Source organism: Aerococcus sp. HMSC23C02, assembly GCF_001806805.1.
Lineage (GTDB): Bacteria > Bacillota > Bacilli > Lactobacillales > Aerococcaceae > Aerococcus > Aerococcus sanguinicola.
The window spans coordinates 289,746-309,350 of sequence record NZ_KV786060.1; the positions used below are offsets into that span (position 1 = coordinate 289,746).

The following is a 19,605-nucleotide window of genomic DNA, read 5'->3' on the forward strand; positions in this document are numbered from 1 at the left end:
AGACGGCGCTAGCCGTTCTTGAACCTTTGAAATTTAAAGACCAACTTCAAAAGCGAAACGGATGCTCATCAATACAATTCTTTACAAAGAAGCCCTGGTTCACTCCTCAACGAGTAGCCCAGGGCTTTTTAAATGAACTTTTCTTCTCTTTAACAATCAAATTCGAAAGTGTAACGGATGCTCTCCAGCACACTATCATAAGCAGTCTTGTTTTTTTCATAGCCACTGCCCTTTAAAATTGGCTTTCTCACTAAGATTTCCCCAACTTTTGCGGAAAGGCCTAGACATTTATTGCTTTTGAACTTAAAATGTAGAGATGTGTACTATAATGAAGAAAGAGGGAAAGAAACGAATGATTAAATTGATTGCGACAGCTGAATCCTTGAGCCAAGGTCAAGCCCTGCTGGAAGCCGGCGTCGACTATCTCGTCATTGGCGAAAGCAGCTACGGCCTCCGCTTGCCGGGATATTTTGACCGGGAAGAAATGGCTGAAATGATCCGCATCACGCACCAAGCAGGCAAAGAGGTGATTGTCGCAGCCAATGCTATCCTCCACAATGACAAGATCGACCGGGCCCGCGACTATCTGACTGCGGTCAAGGGCATGGGCGCTGACTTACTCATGGTTGGCGACACCGGTCTGATCCAAATCCTCAAAGAAGAAGCCTACCGCATGCCTTATATCTACGACGCCTCTGTCCTTGTAACTAGTCCGGGACAAGTTAACTTCTGGGCCCAGTACGGTGCGGTCGGCGCCCTGGTGGCCCGGGAAGTTCCCTATGTCGAACTAACTGAGATGGCCCGGGATGCCAAGATTCCACTTATGGTCCAAACTTACGGTGCCTCCTGCATCCACCAGAGCGGCCGCATGCTCCTTGACAACTACTTTAACTTTGTCGGCAAGGACAAGACCGAGGTCGCCGAACACGAGCTCTTCCTCTCCGAACCCAAGAAGGACGAGACCCACTATTCCATCTATGAAGACGACCACGGCACCCATATCTTCGCCAACAACGACTTGGACCTCATGATGTACCTGGACGACCTCCAAGAAGCCGGCATCCAACACTGGTATGCGGACGGCATCTACTGCCCCGGCCAAGCCTTTGTCGACATCAACCGCCTCTTTGCCCAGGCCCGCGATGCGATTGAGGCTGGCCAATGGAATGATGCCTATGCCCTCCAGCTCGACCAAAAAGTGCGCGAGCTTCATCCAGAAAACCGCGAACTTTCGACTGGCTTCTTCCTCTTCGACAAGGATACTGTCCAATAAGCACTTAACTAGAAAGGAAATCAGTGTGACACAAAGTGAATTAAAACGTCCCGAGCTCCTAGCACCAGCCGGGACCCTTGAAAAATTAAAAATTGCTATCCACTACGGCGCCGATGCCTGCTATATCGGCGGCGAGGCATACGGCTTAAGAAGTCGGGCAGGCAACTTCGACTTCGACGAAATGCGTGAAGCCGTTGATTATGCCCACAAACACAATGCCAAGGTTTATGTGGCCTCTAACATGGTCACCCACGTCGGCGATGAAAAAGGCGCTGGCGAATTCTTCCGCACCATCCGCGATATCGGTATCGATGCGGTCATTATTTCCGACCCTGCCCTCATGCAAATCTGTGCCAGCGACGCGCCAGGCCTGGAAATGCACCTGTCGACCCAGCAATCTGCCGTCAACTATGAAACCCTGAACTTCTGGGAAGATGCCGGTCTCACCCGCTGTGTACTGGGCCGGGAAGTCTCCATGGCTGAAGTCGCTGAAATTCGCCAAAAAACCAATGTCGAAATTGAAGCCTTCGTCCATGGCGCCATGTGTATCTCCTATTCGGGACGCTGTACCCTCTCCAACCACATGGCCCACCGCGACGCTAACCGGGGCGGCTGCTGCCAATCCTGTCGTTGGCAATATGGCCTCTATGACATGCCCAAGCTCGGTGACCGCTACATGGTCGGCAAGGGTGAAGAAGGCACGGATATCGATGAACCTTTTGCCATGTCAGCCGTTGACCTCTCCATGATCAACCACATTCCTGATATCATCCAGAACGGCATCGACTCCTTGAAGGTCGAAGGCCGGATGAAGTCCATCCACTACGTCTCCACCGTCATCAATGTCTACCGTAAAGCCATCGATGCCTACCTGGAAGACCCCGATAACTACCAAGTCCAACAAGAATGGATTGACGAACTCTGGAAATCAGCCCAACGTGAACTAGCAACCGGTTTCTACTATGGCCGCCCAACTGAGAACGAACAACTCTTCGGCAAGCGCCGCCGGATCCCCCGCTACCAATTCGTGGGCGAAGTCCTAGACTATGACCCAGACAGCCAAATCGCCACCATCCAACAGCGAAACAACTTTGGCGTCGGCGACCTCATCGAATTCTACGGCCCCGGCATGCGCCACTTCCAACAAGAACTCACCGCCATGCGCGACGAAGACGGCCAATCCATCGACCGCGCCCCCCACGCCATGCAAATCATCAGCATGAAAGTCAACCAACCCGTCAAAGCCCACGACATGATCCGAAAAGAAAGATAAGGGTGTGAGCAAAGGCATTCAACCTTTAAATAGACATCGGGAGTGTGGGTTGGCAGCTTCCAACCCACACTCAGAACCTAGCACTGTGGATTGGCAAGGTACAATCCATAATCAGACCACGAAAGTGTGGCTTGGCAATGACCAAGCTTGAAACAAGCACCAGGAGTGTGGGTTGAGGATGATCAACCCACACTAAAAAGGCCCGAATATGGATTGCCAAGCCAATTCCCACTAAAATAAGGACCAACAAGCTAGCAAGACTCTTGCTAGCTTGTTTTCATTATGGAAGAGCCCAGGCTGCTTGCCGAGCAGAGCTTCAACTTGCTAAACAGGGGGCCTCTTCGCTAATTGCCACCAAGCTACTTGCTAAGCGGAGCCTCCTTTGCAAGTTGACGCGACCCTACTTTCTAATAGAAGCCCTGTTCGCTAGCCGATCCCAGCCTAGTCGCCAACGGAAGGCTCATTCACAAGTTAGCAGACACACAGGGACTCTCCAGCAGCCAAGACCCAACCATCCTCTAAGTGCAAAGCATCAAGCCAACTCCAACAACCAAATAGCAGCTCACCTCCACCACTTACTAAAGAAGCCAAACTAAAAAGCTCCGAATCCAAGTCAATCAAATCTTGGAATTCGGAGCTTTTTGGCTTTTTAGGGGGCACGACTTTTAACGCACAGTCCCCCTAGTAACCCATATGAATTTCCGTCGCGGTTTCTTCATTGAACTGACTGTTGTAGAGATCAGCATAGAAGCCACCCTTGGCCAGGAGTTCATCGTGGGTCCCGTGTTCGATAATATCCCCCTGCTGCATCACGAGAATCATGTCAGCATTGCGGATAGTCGACAAGCGGTGGGCGATAACGAAGGAAGTCCGCCCCTGCATAATCTTATCCATGGCCTCTTGGATCAGCTGTTCCAAGCGGGTATCGACGGAGGAGGTGGCCTCATCGAGGATCAGGATATTCGGATCCGCAATCACCGCCCGAGCGATGGTCATCAACTGCTTCTGCCCGAGCGAGACGTTGGAGGCTTCCTCATTAATTTCCATCTGATAGCCCCCCGGCAAGGTTTGGATAAAGTGGTCCACATTAGCCACCTTAGCCGCTTCAATCACCTCATAGTCGCCCGCCTCCAGGTTCCCAAAGCGGATATTCTCCATCACCGTATCATTGAAGAGCCAAGCATCCTGGAGGACCATACCAAAGTTCCGGCGCAGGTCTTCACGGGAAACATCCTGGATATTCACCCCGTCCAGTTCAATGCTGCCTCCATCAATATCATAGAAGCGCATCAAGAGGTTGATCAGGGTCGTCTTCCCGGCACCGGTCGGCCCAACCACGGCAATCATTTGCCCTGGTTGCACTTCGAAGTTCACATCTTTCATCAGCGGGTTCTCAGGATCATAGCCGAAGCGAACATGGTTAAAACGCACATGCCCTTTAACCGGCCGAGGCAAGGTCTGGTCTTCGCCAGCTGTCCTGATTTCTTCCTCATCCAGGAAGCTAAAGATCCGCCCACCTGCTGCAAAGGCGCTCTGGATCAGACCGGACAGTTCGGTAATTTGGTTAATAGGTTGGTTAATTTGCCAAACATAGTTCAAGAAGGCTTGGAGGTTCCCGACCGTCAATGTGCCGTGGAAGCTCTTCAGCGACCCGAAGAAGGTAATGACAATGTAAGAAATATTGGAGATAAAGCTGAGCAAGGGTTGGAGAATCGTAGACAAGAAACTCGATTTAAAGCCGATATCGCGCAATTGCTTGTTGCGGTGCTGGAATTCCTTAATTGATTCTTCCTGGCGGTTGTAGACCTTAATCTCGGTAAAGCCGGATAAGTTTTCTTGGGTATAACCAAAGAGATGGCCCAAAGCATCCGCCTGTTCCTTAAAGATCGGTTGGGAGTAATGAATTACCCGCCGTGCCACCAAATAGCTGACCGGTAACATCACCAAGCTAATCAGGGCCAATTGCCAGTCCAAAAGCAGCATGGAGATAATCGCTAGGGAAATCTGTAAGACCCCGATAAAGAGCTGCATAGCGGACTGTTGCATGGCGTTAGAGATCGCATCCACGTCATTGGTCATCCGGCTGAGGATATCCCCGGTCTGGTTCTGGTCGAAGTAGGCAACCGGCAATTGGTTGGCCTTGCGCGAAATATCCAAGCGCAGATCGTACATGGCATCCTGGGTAGCATTGGTTAAGAAGTAAATCCCCAAGTATTGGCCAGCCTGGAAGAAAAGGCCGCGGATTAAATAAATCACTAGGATCCGGACCAAGTAAGGGAAGTTGATCCCAGCTCCCGGCACCCCCTTGACCATGTCGATGACATTATTGGCCACTTCCGTAATAGCCAGGCCAAGAACATAGGGTTCCAAGGCATTGGCGACCGACATCACGACAGTCGCTAGGATGGCCAGATAGAACTGCAGACGGTAGGGGCGCAGATAGTACCAGATACGCTTCATTAATTCAGTTGATTTCATCGAGCCAATTCCTCCTCACTAAGTTGGGATGAGGCAATATCGTAATAGAGCGGAGAGGTCTTCAGAAGTTCCTCGTGGGTGCCTCGTGCCGCAATCTCCCCGTGGTCGAGCACAATAATTTGGTCCGCATGCATGATAGTTCCCACACGCTGAGCCACAATAATGGTTGTCGCATTCTTGGTCTCTTCCTTGAGGGCTTGGCGGACGGCCGCATCGGTCTTATAGTCGAGAGCGGAGAAGGAGTCGTCGAAGATATAGATCTCCCGTCCTCCGATAATGGACCGGGCAATAGACAAGCGCTGCTTCTGCCCACCGGAGAGGTTGCTTCCCCCTTCAGCCAGGTGGGTATGGTAGCGAGTCTCCAGGCGTTCAATAAATTCACGGGCCTGGGCAATCGAAGTCGCCTCATCCATATCATATTCCGTAGCATCTTCTTTCCCATAGCGGAGGTTGTCTGCGATTTCACCCGTAAATAAGTTGGCTTTTTGCGGGGTAAAACCAATCTTATCCCTTAAGACAGTAAGGTCTAAGTCTCTGACGTCCACCCCATCGATGAGGATAGCCCCCTTGGTCACATCGTAGAAACGTGGAATCAACTTCACAATGGTTGATTTCCCCGAACCCGTTGACCCGATAAAGGCCACCGTTTCCCCTGCCTTAGAGCTAAAGGAAATATCTCTTAGGACAGGCTCTCTGGCGTCTGGATAGGCAAAGTCCACATGGCGGAACTCCAAACGCCCACTGCCATCGGTCTCCATCACAGGCTGGTCAGGATTTTCAACCGTAATTGGCGTATCCAAGACTTCCTGGAGCCGGCCCGCCGAAACGAGAGCCCGGGGGTACATCATATAAATATTGGCAAAAAGCATCAGAGAAATTAAGATGTGGAAGGCATACTCAATGAAGGCGAAGAGATTCCCCACCTGGAGCTGGCCTTGCTCAATATAACGTGACCCCACTAGCATAATCATAATAATGGTAACATTGATGAGAAAACTAAAAACAGAAGGCGTCACAGCCACTAACTTGAAGAGCTTCTTGGTGAGCTGCTTGTAGAGACTGGCCACCTTGGCGAAGCGCTTCTCAAAATAGCCCTGGCGGTTAAAGGCCCGCACAACCCTGGTCCCCGTAATATTCTCACGCAAACTCTGGTTGATCCGGTCCAAACTTTCCTGCTGGTCTTCTGAGATAGGCAGGGTGAGCTTGGTCATAAAGAGGACCAAGAGGAGGATAATCGGTACAATCGGAATAATATAAGCACCCAGGGCTGGCGAAATGGTCGTAATCATAAAAATAGACGTCGCAATCATCAAGGGCGATGTCATACCTGTTCGCAACATAATTTGGGTAAATTGTAAAAGAATAAAGGCATCCGTTGTGATCCGTGTCGTCAGCGACGGCACCCCTAATTCTTGGAATTCATGGTGCGACAGCGACTGCATCTTCGCATAAACGTCATTGCGGATCTTCATGGTCATATCGTTGACGATCTTACTAATAAAGTAAGAAGCCATCAACTGGCCCACTACCCCAACTAAGGCAAAGACCACCATATAGGCCATATAACGGTAAAAGACGGACATATTGCCTGCCACAATGGCGTGGTCAATAATAAAAGCGACCATAGTTGGTAGGCCTAGAGTCACCGCTACAAAAGCAGCCATGCCTAGAAACAACATCAATAAGTCGCCAGGATATTTCTTCAGATATTTCCAAATAAACTTCAAAGCGCAACACCCCTCCATTTATAAATAATCATGGAGCCATCAACATTAGCTCGCCTAGTCATTATAGGGGCTTACCAGCAAAAGTTCAAGCTTGCTTACTCAAAAAATCCTGAAGCCTTACCACACCGTATTAGTGAGCATCCCTTCCGCTTTTGAAATTGGTCCTTAAATGTTCAGTGGATCAACAAGGGCTGAAGCCGTCTTGTGCTTTATCCGTAGTATTAGTCGGGTTCGGGCTAGTCGGGTTCGGGCTAGTCGGGTTCGAGGATGCAGAAAGGGCTCCTCTTCACAAAAGGACGTCGAAGGCTTGCAGCCTTCTCTGCCTTTTTGCTCCAGAGGTCCCTTTCTCCCGCATCCTCTCTCACCCTTATCTAGTCGGGTTCGGTCGCGCAGAAGTGGCTCCTCTTCACAAAGCGTCGCCGAAGACTTTTAGTCTTCTCTGTTGCTTCGCTGCAGAGGCCCACTTCTAACCACGCTCCCTCACACCCTGACAAAAAGAAAAAGGCTGGCCTTTCCACAGCTCAGCCTTTTTCAGATATCTTTCAATTTGGAGGAGAAAGATATGAAGAAAAGTTTATTTGGGTTTGTTGGGTATGCTTATACTATAAGGGTCCCCTGTGAATTAAGTGTGAATTTTTCCTAAGCCCTTTTTGAAAAAAATAATAGGATTTTCTAAAGCTCTTGGTCGCTCATTTCTTCTGCCTTGGCCTGGATCAAGAGAGCCCGCTCTGCCTCCGAGATCTCCTCCCGGTTGCGGCAAAGGGTGAAGTGGTCAGGTACCGGGTCAAAGCCGCCTTTAATGAAAGGATGGCAGCGGCAGATCCGCCCCAGCCCCATCAAGCCCCCCTTCAAGGCGCCGTGCTTATCCAGAGCTCTCAGCATATAGGCCGAGCAAGAAGGATAGTAGCGGCAAGTGGCAGGAAATAAGGGCGAAATATAAGCCCGGTAGAAACGAACGGGAGCCTGGAAAAGAGCCTTAAGCATGATCGACTAGGCTCGCTTCCACCCGGTCAAGGAGCAAGGCTTGCTTCAAGTCACTAGCGGCCTCTTCACCGGCAAAGCTTTCCACTAAGCGGAGGGCAAAATAAGTCGCTGTAGCTGGACCGCGGGAAGTCACCAACTTAGCTTCTTCATCTACGACCACCAAGTCTTCCTTATGTTCCTTGAAGTGAACCTTCTCTTCGATCCCTGGATAGCAGGTTCCTTCCGCTTCACTAGCAATCCCAGCTGCTTCTAGGATAAGCGGGGAAGCACAGATTGAAGCCAACCATTTGCCAGCTTGGTGGTGGCTTTGGACCAATTCTAGGACAGCTGAATCTTCTGCTAATTGTTTAGAAGCAGGCATGCCACCTGGGGTCACAATCAAGTCATAATCGCTGGGATCAATCTCGGCCAGACGCTTATCAGCCTGGATGTGAATTTGGTGGTCACCTACTGTTTCCAGTTCATCCGACACCGAGACCATATCAATCTCAAGCCCCGCCCGCCGGAACCAGTCCACCACAGTCAGCGCTTCAACTTCTTCATAACCTCTTCCAAGTAAAATCATTGCACGCATCATACATTCCTCCTTTACTTAACTTTATTATAGGCCTTCTAAGAATTTTTGTTAAGAGAATCTATCCTTTACTCTAGTTTTCTATCAAATTCAAAGTTCCACTCCTGCTCAAAATTTAACTGATAATACAACTATTCTTTTGTTATTAATCAAGCCTACTAGAAACGGCGATCCCTAACTTATCTCCCTAAAAGAAAAGAAGCTAGGCTGCTTGTCCTAGCTTCTCGATTGAACACTTAACATGCTCTTCACTATAGATCTTATTGAACGCGTGAAGAACCAGAGTAGTCGCTAGCTTCTTTGCGGCGACGTGCTGCTTGTTCGCGTTCTTTATCGCTCTTGTTTTGTTCATAATCGCTCTTGGTGTAAACTTCATTAACGTGCATATTAACTTCTACAACCTTTAAGCCAGTCATGTGTTCAACGTTTTCGCTTACAACTTTAATGGTATCGTCAAAGGCTTTGCGTAAGTCTTTACCGAATTCACCAATAACTTCAAGGTCGAGAGCTACTTCTTTCTTACCAACTTCAGCACTTACGCCGCGGGTTTCATCTTCACCGTTATCTGAGAAGAAACCTTTGATGCCAGAAGTCATGCCACCTTTTAATTCTAAGATGCCATCAACGTTTTGTACCGCATAGTTGGCAATTTTTTGGATTACTTTGTCTTCATAGCTTAATTCGTTTTGATGTTGAACTTGTTCAGACATTAATAACTCCCCTTTACTTATTCTATTACATTTACACTATCTTCACTCTAACAAAAATTACCTAGAAATGAAACTGATATCACTTGATATTGAAGAATTTTAACCAAGCGTTAAGATCTAATTCTCCGTCGAAGTAAGCGCCCACACAGTAGGCAGCACCCATTACCACAAAAATCAGCAAGGTTTCAGCGAAGCCAATGCTCATCCATAAGAGGGCAAAAATAAAGCCGAGTACTGCGCCAATAATCCGACCACTGTATTGGTCCCAAACTTTCTTTACTTGTTCATTATCCATAATTTGACTCCTCCTGACTATCTAACACGTGGTTGCGCTGGCCGGGTCAAGTGCTTGGCTTGACGACTCTCTGCCGGGCTCACTTGGTTAATCTTGACATCAATCCGGTGCACATCGAGGTGCAAGGTCCGCTGTACGGCTGCTTGAACGCGCTCTTGGATCAATTGACCGAGCATTGGCACATTATCCATCTCACCAACACTCACTTGGATATCGATTTCTGTATCCTCAGGTTTATCGTAGATGGTCACCTTAGCATCTGGATAGTAGATATTCCCCACATGCTTCACGGCACTCAAAGCTGTTGCTTCAATGGCTTGCTTGGATACATTCATATCCCCGCGTGACGCATCCATCACCATTCTCCGGTGCTTGCTGGCAACAAATAAGGCTCTGAAGAACAGGAAGACACAATAAAGTAAGAGCAGGCCTAAAATCACGGCCACAACCAAACGTAGGGTCCAATTTCCAGCTAAGTAACTAATCGCGAAGGCGGATAGGTAAGGAATTGGGTAGAACAAGGAAATGGCGGCAACTAGGGCCAAAATAAAGATTAATGTAACGACAATCTGGATAAAACGACGAAAGCCTCCCATTGAGATCCCTCCACTCTGAAACAAAATATTGCTTTCTTAATACCTTCATTTTAGCGGATACAAGCCACAATAAGCAAATTATACGCTTGCAAAAAGGGTATTTTTTGGGATCGAAAGCGTCTATTCGCTTAAAAGCAGGAAAATGTCTTACATAGAAGTTATCACGAAATAAGAAAAGCCCCCAAGATTTGGACTAAGAATCCAAATTTTAGGGGCACTGTATCGCTGTCTAGTCTATTATTTGGCACATCTCAAGAGATTAAGCTTAGAATGAATCATTTACCCTTGTGGTACCTGATAAAACTAGAAACATAAGATAGAACAGCCAAAAAGAATAACCAAGTTGATCCAGAGAAGATGGCTTCTTTCCAGGTAGATCCTAGGTAAACCTGCAAGCTAATCCAGAAAACAAGTATACCAATATCAAAGATTAAGGCAAAAGGTGAAAATATGGTTTCCTTTTTCATTATCACACCTCACTAACTTCTTTGTACATTTTCACCATAACAAAATACTCAACCGCTTTCAAATATCTGAAACATTTTCCGTATCACTTGGTCAACTTTCATCACTAACTTTTACTTTACGACGCTGCAATCTAATCCCCATTAGCTAAAGCAATAGCCCCCAAAACTTAGTCCACGTTTTGGGGGCATCACTTTGCTTATACTATTAATCCACCATGTCCGTCAAGAGCTCGATATAGCGCTTGGCCAGGTCGGATTGCTTGCGGTAGCTGGCGTGGATATAGCCGATATGGTTGGGTTCCTGGTCGCGGACAGGGATGGTCCGCATCATGGTCTTGAAGGGTGAGCTCAAGATTCCGGAGCCAATCAGATAGGCATCGGTATTGACCAGGACATTGATAGAACTCCCCCGGTCGGAAACCATGATCTGCTGCTGGTCCTTGTTATCCCCTTCAATCACCTCTTCCGAGAATTGCAGGGTATTGCTCTCCTTCTGCTCAAAGCCTAGGGAAGGATAGGGTTCCAGGTCTTCTAAGCTCACACTGTCCCGGTCCGCTAGGGGGTGGTCATGGCCCACAAAGATATGGACCGAGAATTCACCCAACTCCACGAAGTCCAGCTCATGGCGGTTCAGGTATTGCTGGATGACTTTACGGTTATTGGGATTCATGTAGAGAATGCCCAATTCGCTGTAGGCTGAGCGCACATCGTGGAGGACTTCCTTGGTTGAGGTTTCCAACAAACGGAAGTCTGTCTGCGAGGTGTCCGATTCCGCAATCAGCTGGGAGAAGGCCTCGGAGGCAAAGTCATAGTGCTGGCCCGACACCGAGAAAATCTGCTTGCCTGTTGGCTCCAGGTAGCGCTTCTCCAAGACATCCACTTGGGAGAGGATATCCCGGGCATAGGAGAGGAACTCGCTCCCTTCCGGCGTGATATAGATCCCCCGCTTGGTCCGTTCAAAGATCTGGATCTGGTATTCTTCTTCTAATTCTTTAATCGCAGTGGATAGACTGGATTGAGCCATGTACAGGCGGCGGGCAGCCTCCCGGAAGGACCCACTATCTGCTGCCACTACAACATACTTTAATTTATGAAAATTCATTGTCGCACCCCTCGCCTCTCTTCTTATCATCACTTACTATACAAAAATAAGCGCACTTGCGCAAGCAAAAAAATAGGGGCCCCATTTTGGAGCCCCCTTAATTAGCGCGTGATCAGTGATTTTATCAGGCTTGGCCAAATACCAAAATCTGGTCCAAAAGCTTGTCATCATCAGCTTTTTGTCTTATTTTATCAGTATCTAAGCTAGGCCACTGACACCTAAAAGCGAACAGTGCTTATCGAAATTCCGAATGTCCCCGATCAGCGCACCACGAGGACATCGCAGTGGGCATGGCGGACAATATAGGATGATACAGAGCCTAAGAGGGCCCGGCGGATGCTGCCCTTACCGGTTGAACCCACAACAATCAGATCGATGTCATTGGCCTCAGCATAGGACACAATCTCATCCTTGGCTTCGCCTCTGAGCAGCTTAATTTCTGCCCGGTCAAAGCCCAGGGACTTGACGTAAGCTTCATCCTCTTCCAACTTGATCCGGTTCTTGTCATATAAGATATCGCTCAGCTTGGTATAATCGCTAGCATCCGTATAAGCACCGAAGTCATCAATCACGTTCAATATCGTCAGATCAGCCCCATGGTGTTGGGCTAAGTCAACTGCTGCTTCTAAGGCCGCTTTGGCGGGTGTTGACCCATCCACAGGGGCTAGAATACGTTTAATCTCTTTCATTATAATCCCCTCCGTGAACTATTTTTTCTACTAACCTAATTATAGCCCAAAAGCAGAGGGAAGCAAGCGCTTTCTAGGTCTTTCGCTTAATCTTTCTTATCGAAGTTAATGGCGTCATATTTTTCAGGATTTTCCTGGAATTTACGCACAACATAAGGGCAGAGAGCCTTAATTTGCTTACCTTCTTTGGACATTTCAGCCACCAGGTGGTCCAGCAACTTGCCCGCAATTCCTTGCCCGCGCAAGCTCTCATCCACATAGGTATGGTCGGCAATCACAAAGTCCTCGGAAGCTGGGGAATAAGTAATTTCAGCGATTTTCTCGCCTTCATCTGAACGAATCACATAGGCATTATTCTCTTTGATAATTTCATTAGCCATTAGGCATCGCTCCTTTCTTGGTCTTATTCTAACATCTTTTTAGTCAATTGCCTCGCCAGAGCCTTGCTCCCTTGCTTTTACCAGCCAGGTGATTATACTGGAAGAAAGGAGTCGATCACATGGGATTTAAATTCGATATCACACAGCTCAAGGGCTTCGGCGACCGCTTTGACCTGGCCCAGAAGAAAAAGAAGACAAAAGAGCCAGTGGATGCCAGCAAGCTGGACCAGCTCTTCAGCAACAGCTTCCTCCAGGCTCATTCCGACCTAGTCTCCAAGGGCGACCTCCTAGCCCAAGTCGGTAGGGACAGTCTGGAAGCTATGGAGGACATGCCGAGCCAACAGCTGGACCCTATCATAGCGGCCCATAGCCCCTACGATAGCTATGAAGCCTTCAAACTAGCTGCTATCCGCTACCAACAGGAATAAAAACTACAAGAGAACACGGATACTGGCATAATTTTGCCCATTTCCCCTAGCCAAGTCATTGACTAGGGGATTTTTATTTTGTAAGGGTTTTCTTGCATAGTATATTATAAAATGATATCATTATGATATCAAATAGAATGGAGGATGTTGAAATGAAGAAGAATCAGAATCAAATTGACCAGCTGGGCCAACAGTTGGACCACAGCGATAAGATCGAAGAGAAGGTGCTCGTCGGCAAACAGAAGGGCATGATCGTCTTGATCACTTATTTTGTCTTACTAGTGCTTGCTGTTCTAGGATTTATTTGGGGCATTAATCAAGACGGTAACCAGGCTGGATCCAACTTGGTGATTGGTCTAGCCCTGGCTTATATCGCCTTCGCTTGGGTCTTCCTCCTTGGTCTCAAGGTGCTTAAGCCCCAAGAAGCCCTGACTTTAACCCTCTTTGGCCACTACTATGGAAGCCTCAAGGGAGCGGGCTTCTACTATGTCAACCCTTTCGCCCAGGCTTTTAACCCAGCGGCCCAGACCAAGTTAGGACAGAGCGGGGAAGTTAGTGAGCAACCTAGCGGGGCCAGCCAAGATAAGGAAGCCATTAGCTTGAACCTCAATCGTCAGGACAAAAAGATCTCGATGAAGGTCATGACCCTCAACAATTCCAAGCAAAAGATTAATGACTATCTGGGCAACCCAGTTGAGATTGGTGTCGCTGTTATCTGGAAGGTCAACGACACAGCCAAGGCAGTCTTCAATGTCGATAACTTCAAGGAATATCTCTCCCTGCAAACAGATACCGCCTTGCGCAATATCATCCGCCAATACCCCTATGACGTCAATCCTCGCGTTCCTATCGATACTAGCGGGGACGGCGAACCTGACGATGGGTCCTTACGCGGGTCTTCGGAAATTGTGGCCCAACGCATCAAGAATGAAATCCAAGAACGGGTGGAATTTGCTGGGCTAGAAATCCTGGAAGCTCGGATCACCCACCTCTCCTATGCACCAGAAATCGCAGCTGCCATGCTCCAACGCCAACAAGCCTCCGCCCTGATCGATGCCCGCGCCATGATCGTGGACGGCGCAGTCGGCATGGTCGATATGGCCCTGGCCAAACTAGAAGAAGAGTCCGTCGTCGAACTCGATGAAGAACGCAAGGCTGCCATGGTCTCCAACCTTCTCGTCGTCTTATGCGGAAATAACGACGTCTCACCCATTGTCAATTCAGGGAGCCTCTACTAGCCTTGGCTAAGAAGAAACAAGTCCCCCTCCGGATTTCCGACAAGCTCTACCAAGAACTCGCAGCCTGGGCAGAAGATGATTTCCGCTCGATCAATGGTCAGATCGAATATCTTCTCACCGCCTGCGTCAAACAGCACAAGAAAAATGGCAAATACGTCTCCGAAAGCCAGGACGACCACTTCGAACCTGAGAGAGTGTGACAAAAGTCGATCAGGCCTGAACCACTGGAGCGAACTATGTCCAAGCGTTGATCAACGTTTGGACATAGTTCGTGAAGTGGATGTCAGGTCTGACTTTTGGAACAGGTTTTTGAAAAATATTTGCTATTTAAAAAGAGATCGGAATCTTTGTCTCAGTCATTTCTCAGAAAAGCATAAAAAAGTTTTAAAAGCCAGCAGAGCATCCATCACTTTCTGCTGGCTTTTGCTTTGACTTCTCGAGAAATTTCACCTATACTGTATATACCGTATATATACGATATGAGTGGGAGATTTTATGCATATTTTATTGTCGTCATCCAGTGACCAACCAATTTACGAACAAATTATCCAAGAAATCCAAGGACAAATCCTCAAGGGCAGCCTGACACCAGGCCAGCAACTGCCCTCCTTAAGGCAACTTGCCCGTGACCTCAATGTGTCGATTATTACTACCAAGCGGGCCTACGAAGAGCTCGAACAAGCGGGCTTCGTCCAATCCATACCAGGCAAGGGAACCTTTGTCGCCCACTTGAATGTGGACTTCTTACAGGAACAAGAGCGCTTGAAATTAGACCATTACTTGCAGGAGGCGGTCCGTACCGCGCGCAAGCTAGACCTCAACGCCAAGGACCTTTATCAGTTACTACAGTCACTTTTTGAAGAGGAGGAATCGTCATCATGACAGACCAAGCCATTCGTTTAGACGGGGTGACTAAGGCCTATCCATCTTTCCAGCTGGGTAAGCTTGATTTAGCTATTCCTAAGGGTTATATTACAGGTTTCATTGGCCCTAATGGTTCAGGGAAAACCACCACCATGCAATTAATCATGGGACTCATCCATGCCGACCAAGGGGCTATCCGAGTTCTCGGCCGGTCCATGGATCAAGACGCCATTACCATTAAAGACCAGATTGGTTTTGTCTATGCTGAAAACCCTATCCCTGAGAATTTCAAGATCAAACAATTAGAGAATATTGTCAAAAAGGCCTACAGTCAATGGGACACAGGCCTTTTTTCGCGCTATTGTGACCAGTTCGGCCTTTCCGTCGACCAGAAGATCAAGGATTTCTCGACGGGGATGAAATTCAAGCTGGCCCTAGCCATTGCCCTCTCCCACCATGCCCACTTAATTATTCTCGATGAGCCAAGTTCAGGCTTAGACCCGATTGTGCGCCGAGAAATCCTAGACCTGCTCCAGGAAGAAATGCTGGACGGGGAGACAAGCATTCTGATCTCCAGCCATAATACCCAAGAGCTCGAGCAGATTGCTGACTACATCATCTTTATCGACCAGGGGCAAGTCGTCTTTAATGCCTCGACGCTCGACCTTAGAGACCGTTACCGCTTGGTTAAGGGGCCTGTTGAGCTCTTGGAAGACCCAGAAATAGTAGCACTCCTAGAAGGCATCCAGACCAGTCCCCACGGCTTCAAAGCCCTCAGTCAAGATACGCAGGCGCTAAAAGAAAACTACGGGCAGGCGCTAATGATTGAAAGGGCTAGCTTAGAAGATATCATGTACCACACAGTGAAAGGAGATTCTCATGAAAGCACTGATTTATAAGGACTGGCTCCAGTCTTGGAAGTTCTTAGCTGTCTTACTCCTCATCGCTTGTTTCTTCACCTTTACTTTAAGCGAAGACAAGTCTGCCTCTTTCTTTCCCTTTATCAGTCTCTATGGCGCGATCATGTGCCTGTCCACTGAGAACGCCAGTGACCAAGTCTTCTACAACTCCCTGCCGGTCAGCCGTAGCCAGTATGTCCTGGCCCACTACCTCTTCGCCATGGCTTCGACGACCGCTCTCCTCTTGATTGGCTATGCTCTAAATTTCCTGACCCCCACTTATCCTTTCAGCCAAGCCGTCTTCTATTTCTTCTTGAGCTTGCTCGTCGTGGCCCTCTTCTTCCCCCTCCATCTCTTCCTAGGGCGCCGGATCTCCCTGCTGATTTTTATGGTCATCTGGTTCGCTAGCTTCACCATCGGCCCCTGGCTCATGAAAACATTCGACGGCGGTAGGCAGGTTATCATCTGGCTCCAATCCCTCTCCACCACAAGCTTGCTGATGGCCTTTTACCTCATCTGCACTTGTCTCTGGGGCCTCTCCCTCTTCCTATCCATCAAATACTACCAGCAAAAAGACCTATAATAATAGAAAAAGGAAGCCTAGAGCCATCCGCTCTGACTTCCTTTTTACTTGGCTAGCAAGTTAACGCACAGCATCAAAAGCTTGCTTGAGGTCTGCGACCAAGTCTTCAGCAAATTCAATCCCCGTCGAAATCCGTAAAATTTCATCGGTCAAACCATAAGAGAGCCGGACCTCTTCAGGAATATCCGCATGGGTCTGGGTCTTAGGATAGGTAATCAAACTCTCCACCCCACCCAAGCTCTCCGCAAAGGTAATAATATCTAGGGCCTGGAGGAAGTCACTGATCAATTCCGTATCCTTAATAGCAAAGGACAACATCCCCCCACGGCCAGGATAATTCACGGCTGTCACTAGGGGCTCTTCCTTCAGGTAGTCCACAATAGCCCGCGCATTCTTCTCATGCTGCTTGAAGCGAAGCGCCAAAGTCTTCAAGCCCCGGATCACTAACCAAGAATCAAAGACACTCAAGGTCGAGCCCGTTGTGTTCAATTGGAAGTCTAATTTTTCTCCGAGGTCATCGCGCGAACAGACCACCAAGCCAGCTAGAACATCATTGTGGCCAGCCAAGTATTTAGTAGCCGAATGTACAACAACATCTGCTCCAAGTTCCAGAGGCCGTTGGATAATCGGTGTATAGAAGGTATTGTCGACCACTAAGAGCGCGCCCGCTGCCTTGGCCAAATCAGCAATGGCTTCAATATCAAATTCTACCATCAAGGGGTTAGTGGGGGTTTCAATAAAGACCATGGCTGTCTCTTCCTTCAAGGCAGCCTCCAAAGCTTCCTGGTCCAAACAGTATTCAAATTGGTAGACCCCTAATTCTTCCATGTGGTGGAAGTAACGGTAGGACCCCCCATAGAGATCTTGGAGGGTAACAATCCGGTCGCCAGCCTTTAAGAGACCTTCCAGGACTAACTGGATAGCTGCCATCCCTGAAGCCGTTGCGAAGCCATATTTGCCCCCTTCGAGCTCTGCAATTCCTGCCTGCAAGACATCTCTAGTCGGATTAGCGGTGCGCACATAGTCATAACCCGTCGATTCCCCCAAGTGTGGGTGGGCATAAGCTGTACTGAGATAGATTGGTGTATTAATTGCCCCTGTCCGCGGATCGCTGTGGTTACCTAACTGCGCCAAAATCGTTTCAACGTGTTTCATATTTATCTGCCCCTGTTCTCTATATATATCATTCATCATAGCATGGAATCCTTAGCTAAAAGCGATCAATAAGAGAACACCTGTGTTCGCTAAAAGCGATCAATTATTTTCCAACTTGATCATAATCAAAAACACCCCAGCTCACGACATAAGCTAGGGTGCAGGTAGGCAATGACAAAGATTGCCGGCTAATTTTAATAAAAGAAGTAAGTGATCACTAACATGGTAATTAAAGCAACGAAGTGACAGCCACCGACAATCGCGAAGGAATCACGATAAGTCGACTTCTGAGGCAGATGTGTTAGAGAGCTAAAGGTAATGTAGGCTCCGGCATGGGGAAGGAGAGCAAAGATTGAAGATGCCACACCTGAGATCCGGTGAACGACAACAGGGTCAACCCCCTCAGCAATAATCTCTGGTGCCATCGTATTGACTAAGATCCCCACTGTCCCTGAAGAAGAACCAGTAATAGCCCCCAAGGCAACGGACACGATGGTCAAGCGTAAGACTGGGTTGGCAAGGACACTGTTTAAGAAGGTCACAATGAAGTTAAAGCCTGTCGACTCAATCAAGACCGTCCCGAATGCCACTGTACTCCCCATGGCTAGGGTTGGCATTACAGCATCAGCTGCCCCCTCATTCAAGAGTTCCTTATCCGAAGAATTCAAATATTTTCTGAAGAAAATAGCACAGAGTAAAACAGCTACTAGGAGGGCAATGACAACAATATTAGTCACTTCACTAAACATAAAGATAATCCCAATCAAGACCAACATCGGCAAGATACTCAAGAAGAAAGGTGGTATATCTTCCTCAGCCACTTCCTCTTCATCCAGGTCGGACTCATCAGGGTCTGGCAGCTCTTGGTCCGTATCCTCGAGGTAAGAATAGAAGGTCTCACCATTAGCTAAACTCTTGTCCAAGCGGAATTTCATGTAGGCCACCCCATAAATAAAGGCCACAATCGACGCCCCGAAACCGAGCAATTTCCCAGCCGTCATTGATGTGCCCAGAGCTTCTGCTGGGATAACATTGGTTGGTGAAGGGGTCCCTGGCAGCATGGTCATCGTAATTGACGCCACCCCTAAGAAGACAGGGATACAGATCAAGCGCCAATTAATATCCAGTTCCTTAAAGACCGAGTGAGCAATGGGAATAATCGCGAAGTAAACAATCACCGAGTTGATCCCCCCATAAGAAATCAAGAGCCCAATGACAGCGAGGGCAAAGAGGGCATTAAAAGGTTTATCCCGGCCCACAATCTTTAAGACCGTCCGCGCAATCGAGGTCGTCGCATGGGAATCCTGCATGTACTGCGACAGAATCGTCCCCAAGATAAACAGTGCGAACATACTGACAAAGAAATTACCCACTGAAGCCAGGTAAGACTGCTCAGGACTGAGCATCCATTCCAGTACATTCATGCGATTCGTTACTAAGACTACCATTGTCGCTAGAGGAGCTCCGATTAATATATTGAGCCCCTTAGCTGAAAAGAGGATAATCAAACAGATGGCGGCTAAAACGCCAATAAATCCAATAATTTCCATAATAATCTCCTTATATTAAGTTATCCATTCTAATTTAGTCTATCAAATAAAAAAACAAATTGCGAACATGACCGCTTAAACTAAGCAATAAAGCAAGAAAAAAGACCTAGTTTGAACTAGGCCCCCTAAATGAAGCTACAGATGGGATTTGAACCCACGACCTCCGCCTTACCAAGGCGACGCTCTACCGACTGAGCTACTGCAGCAAGCTATAAAAGAAAAACTCCGCAAGTAGGACTCGAACCTACGACATCTTGATTAACAGTCAAGCGCTACTACCAACTGAGCTATTGCGGAATAATGAACTGCGCGGCAGCGTCCTAGTCTCACAGGGGGCAAC

At 48.1% G+C, this 19,605-nt stretch carries 21 protein-coding genes and 2 tRNA genes; 9 read left to right on the top strand and 14 right to left on the bottom strand.

What is annotated here, in order from left to right; translation table 11 throughout:
* From HMPREF3090_RS09925 to HMPREF3090_RS08040, 3 genes are all read left to right on the top strand, one after another.
* The coding region (locus HMPREF3090_RS09925) for a hypothetical protein (protein ID WP_210382194.1) at positions 1 to 236 on the top strand (236 nt) is incomplete at its 5' end.
* A gap of 116 nt (positions 237 to 352) precedes the next feature.
* A complete protein-coding gene (locus HMPREF3090_RS08035; protein WP_067973834.1) occupies positions 353 to 1,273 on the top strand; it encodes a peptidase U32 family protein in 921 nt (306 codons plus the stop codon).
* A 25-nt stretch (positions 1,274 to 1,298) separates the two neighbouring features.
* Positions 1,299 to 2,546 carry a peptidase U32 family protein gene (locus HMPREF3090_RS08040; RefSeq protein ID WP_067973831.1) on the top strand — a complete coding sequence of 416 codons (1,248 nt, stop codon included), beginning with the start codon at positions 1,299 to 1,301 and terminating at the stop codon, positions 2,544 to 2,546.
* Between the two features lie 681 nt (positions 2,547 to 3,227).
* On the opposite strand, the gene HMPREF3090_RS08045 is transcribed toward HMPREF3090_RS08040, so the two are convergent.
* The 10 genes from HMPREF3090_RS08045 to HMPREF3090_RS08090 all read right to left on the bottom strand — a co-directional run bounded on the left by HMPREF3090_RS08045 (position 3,228) and on the right by HMPREF3090_RS08090 (position 12,548).
* Positions 3,228 to 5,024 (bottom strand): ABC transporter ATP-binding protein, encoded by a 1,797-nt coding sequence (locus tag HMPREF3090_RS08045; RefSeq protein ID WP_067973828.1) that lies wholly within the window; start codon positions 5,022 to 5,024, stop codon positions 3,228 to 3,230.
* Complete coding sequence (locus HMPREF3090_RS08050; RefSeq protein WP_070486433.1) at positions 5,021 to 6,751, bottom strand: ABC transporter ATP-binding protein; 1,731 nt, start codon at positions 6,749 to 6,751, stop codon at positions 5,021 to 5,023. Before HMPREF3090_RS08050 ends, HMPREF3090_RS08045 begins: the two co-directional genes overlap by 4 nt.
* Positions 6,752 to 7,423: 672 nt before the next feature.
* Positions 7,424 to 7,735: a membrane protein insertion efficiency factor YidD gene (gene yidD, locus HMPREF3090_RS08055; protein ID WP_067973820.1), complete on the bottom strand. Its 312-nt coding sequence runs from the start codon at positions 7,733 to 7,735 to the stop codon at positions 7,424 to 7,426.
* A complete protein-coding gene (locus HMPREF3090_RS08060) occupies positions 7,728 to 8,309 on the bottom strand; it encodes a DJ-1 family glyoxalase III (protein ID WP_067973816.1) in 582 nt (193 codons plus the stop codon). Before HMPREF3090_RS08060 ends, yidD begins: the two co-directional genes overlap by 8 nt.
* A gap of 260 nt (positions 8,310 to 8,569) precedes the next feature.
* Positions 8,570 to 9,019, bottom strand: coding sequence for an Asp23/Gls24 family envelope stress response protein (locus HMPREF3090_RS08065; RefSeq protein WP_067973813.1), 450 nt, complete (start codon positions 9,017 to 9,019; stop codon positions 8,570 to 8,572).
* Between the two features lie 79 nt (positions 9,020 to 9,098).
* Positions 9,099 to 9,314: a DUF2273 domain-containing protein gene (locus tag HMPREF3090_RS08070; RefSeq protein WP_067973809.1), complete on the bottom strand. Its 216-nt coding sequence runs from the start codon at positions 9,312 to 9,314 to the stop codon at positions 9,099 to 9,101.
* A 17-nt stretch (positions 9,315 to 9,331) separates the two neighbouring features.
* Positions 9,332 to 9,910 (bottom strand): alkaline shock response membrane anchor protein AmaP, encoded by a 579-nt coding sequence (amaP, locus tag HMPREF3090_RS08075; RefSeq protein WP_067973805.1) that lies wholly within the window; start codon positions 9,908 to 9,910, stop codon positions 9,332 to 9,334.
* Positions 9,911 to 10,582: 672 nt separating this feature from the next.
* Entirely contained in the window at positions 10,583 to 11,479 is an 897-nt protein-coding gene (locus HMPREF3090_RS08080) for a LysR family transcriptional regulator (protein WP_067973802.1), read from the bottom strand.
* 260 nt (positions 11,480 to 11,739) lie between these two features.
* Positions 11,740 to 12,168, bottom strand: coding sequence for a universal stress protein (locus HMPREF3090_RS08085; protein WP_067973799.1), 429 nt, complete (start codon positions 12,166 to 12,168; stop codon positions 11,740 to 11,742).
* Between the two features lie 86 nt (positions 12,169 to 12,254).
* Entirely contained in the window at positions 12,255 to 12,548 is a 294-nt protein-coding gene (locus tag HMPREF3090_RS08090; protein ID WP_067973794.1) for a GNAT family N-acetyltransferase, read from the bottom strand.
* 119 nt (positions 12,549 to 12,667) lie between these two features.
* Between HMPREF3090_RS08090 and HMPREF3090_RS08095 the strand changes: the two genes are divergently transcribed.
* The 6 genes from HMPREF3090_RS08095 (at position 12,668) to HMPREF3090_RS08120 (ending at position 16,560) form a co-directional block, all read left to right on the top strand.
* Positions 12,668 to 12,976, top strand: a complete 309-nt coding sequence (locus HMPREF3090_RS08095; RefSeq protein ID WP_067973791.1) for a hypothetical protein — start codon at positions 12,668 to 12,670, stop codon at positions 12,974 to 12,976.
* A 212-nt stretch (positions 12,977 to 13,188) separates the two neighbouring features.
* Positions 13,189 to 14,214: an SPFH domain-containing protein gene (locus HMPREF3090_RS08100; RefSeq protein ID WP_210382197.1), complete on the top strand. Its 1,026-nt coding sequence runs from the start codon at positions 13,189 to 13,191 to the stop codon at positions 14,212 to 14,214.
* A 2-nt stretch (positions 14,215 to 14,216) separates the two neighbouring features.
* Entirely contained in the window at positions 14,217 to 14,414 is a 198-nt protein-coding gene (locus tag HMPREF3090_RS08105; RefSeq protein WP_067973789.1) for a type II toxin-antitoxin system antitoxin, read from the top strand.
* Between the two features lie 295 nt (positions 14,415 to 14,709).
* Complete coding sequence (locus HMPREF3090_RS08110; RefSeq protein ID WP_067973786.1) at positions 14,710 to 15,096, top strand: GntR family transcriptional regulator; 387 nt, start codon at positions 14,710 to 14,712, stop codon at positions 15,094 to 15,096.
* Positions 15,093 to 15,977 (top strand): ABC transporter ATP-binding protein, encoded by an 885-nt coding sequence (locus HMPREF3090_RS08115; protein ID WP_067973783.1) that lies wholly within the window; start codon positions 15,093 to 15,095, stop codon positions 15,975 to 15,977. The genes HMPREF3090_RS08110 and HMPREF3090_RS08115 overlap by 4 nt, the downstream gene beginning before the upstream one ends.
* The gene (locus tag HMPREF3090_RS08120) at positions 15,958 to 16,560 is read left to right on the top strand and encodes an ABC-2 transporter permease (RefSeq protein ID WP_067973780.1); all 603 of its coding nucleotides are present in this window, start codon (positions 15,958 to 15,960) and stop codon (positions 16,558 to 16,560) included. Before HMPREF3090_RS08115 ends, HMPREF3090_RS08120 begins: the two co-directional genes overlap by 20 nt.
* Positions 16,561 to 16,620: 60 nt before the next feature.
* On the opposite strand, the gene HMPREF3090_RS08125 is transcribed toward HMPREF3090_RS08120, so the two are convergent.
* The 4 genes from HMPREF3090_RS08125 to HMPREF3090_RS08140 form a co-directional block, all read right to left on the bottom strand.
* Positions 16,621 to 17,715, bottom strand: coding sequence for an aminotransferase class I/II-fold pyridoxal phosphate-dependent enzyme (locus HMPREF3090_RS08125; RefSeq protein ID WP_070486437.1), 1,095 nt, complete (start codon positions 17,713 to 17,715; stop codon positions 16,621 to 16,623).
* A gap of 194 nt (positions 17,716 to 17,909) precedes the next feature.
* Positions 17,910 to 19,265: a GntP family permease gene (locus HMPREF3090_RS08130; RefSeq protein WP_067973774.1), complete on the bottom strand. Its 1,356-nt coding sequence runs from the start codon at positions 19,263 to 19,265 to the stop codon at positions 17,910 to 17,912.
* 133 nt (positions 19,266 to 19,398) lie between these two features.
* Positions 19,399 to 19,471: transfer RNA gene (locus HMPREF3090_RS08135), tRNA-Thr, on the bottom strand.
* A 17-nt stretch (positions 19,472 to 19,488) separates the two neighbouring features.
* Positions 19,489 to 19,562 (bottom strand) — tRNA-Asn (locus HMPREF3090_RS08140).
* Positions 19,563 to 19,605 lie beyond the last annotated feature (43 nt).

What these genes read in the sequence shown, in the direction of transcription:
- HMPREF3090_RS08035 (WP_067973834.1), top strand. Translation starts at nt 353, where the DNA reads ATGATTAAATTGATTGCGACAGCTGAATCCTTGAGCCAAGGTCAAGCC.
- HMPREF3090_RS08045 (WP_067973828.1), bottom strand. Translation starts at nt 5,024, where the DNA reads ATGAAATCAACTGAATTAATGAAGCGTATCTGGTACTATCTGCGCCCC.
- yidD (WP_067973820.1), bottom strand. Translation starts at nt 7,735, where the DNA reads ATGCTTAAGGCTCTTTTCCAGGCTCCCGTTCGTTTCTACCGGGCTTAT.
- HMPREF3090_RS08060 (WP_067973816.1), bottom strand. Translation starts at nt 8,309, where the DNA reads ATGCGTGCAATGATTTTACTTGGAAGAGGTTATGAAGAAGTTGAAGCG.
- HMPREF3090_RS08065 (WP_067973813.1), bottom strand. Translation starts at nt 9,019, where the DNA reads ATGTCTGAACAAGTTCAACATCAAAACGAATTAAGCTATGAAGACAAA.
- HMPREF3090_RS08070 (WP_067973809.1), bottom strand. Translation starts at nt 9,314, where the DNA reads ATGGATAATGAACAAGTAAAGAAAGTTTGGGACCAATACAGTGGTCGG.
- amaP (WP_067973805.1), bottom strand. Translation starts at nt 9,910, where the DNA reads ATGGGAGGCTTTCGTCGTTTTATCCAGATTGTCGTTACATTAATCTTT.
- HMPREF3090_RS08080 (WP_067973802.1), bottom strand. Translation starts at nt 11,479, where the DNA reads ATGAATTTTCATAAATTAAAGTATGTTGTAGTGGCAGCAGATAGTGGG.
- HMPREF3090_RS08085 (WP_067973799.1), bottom strand. Translation starts at nt 12,168, where the DNA reads ATGAAAGAGATTAAACGTATTCTAGCCCCTGTGGATGGGTCAACACCC.
- HMPREF3090_RS08090 (WP_067973794.1), bottom strand. Translation starts at nt 12,548, where the DNA reads ATGGCTAATGAAATTATCAAAGAGAATAATGCCTATGTGATTCGTTCA.
- HMPREF3090_RS08095 (WP_067973791.1), top strand. Translation starts at nt 12,668, where the DNA reads ATGGGATTTAAATTCGATATCACACAGCTCAAGGGCTTCGGCGACCGC.
- HMPREF3090_RS08110 (WP_067973786.1), top strand. Translation starts at nt 14,710, where the DNA reads ATGCATATTTTATTGTCGTCATCCAGTGACCAACCAATTTACGAACAA.
- HMPREF3090_RS08115 (WP_067973783.1), top strand. Translation starts at nt 15,093, where the DNA reads ATGACAGACCAAGCCATTCGTTTAGACGGGGTGACTAAGGCCTATCCA.
- HMPREF3090_RS08120 (WP_067973780.1), top strand. Translation starts at nt 15,958, where the DNA reads ATGAAAGCACTGATTTATAAGGACTGGCTCCAGTCTTGGAAGTTCTTA.
- HMPREF3090_RS08125 (WP_070486437.1), bottom strand. Translation starts at nt 17,715, where the DNA reads ATGAAACACGTTGAAACGATTTTGGCGCAGTTAGGTAACCACAGCGAT.
- HMPREF3090_RS08130 (WP_067973774.1), bottom strand. Translation starts at nt 19,265, where the DNA reads ATGGAAATTATTGGATTTATTGGCGTTTTAGCCGCCATCTGTTTGATT.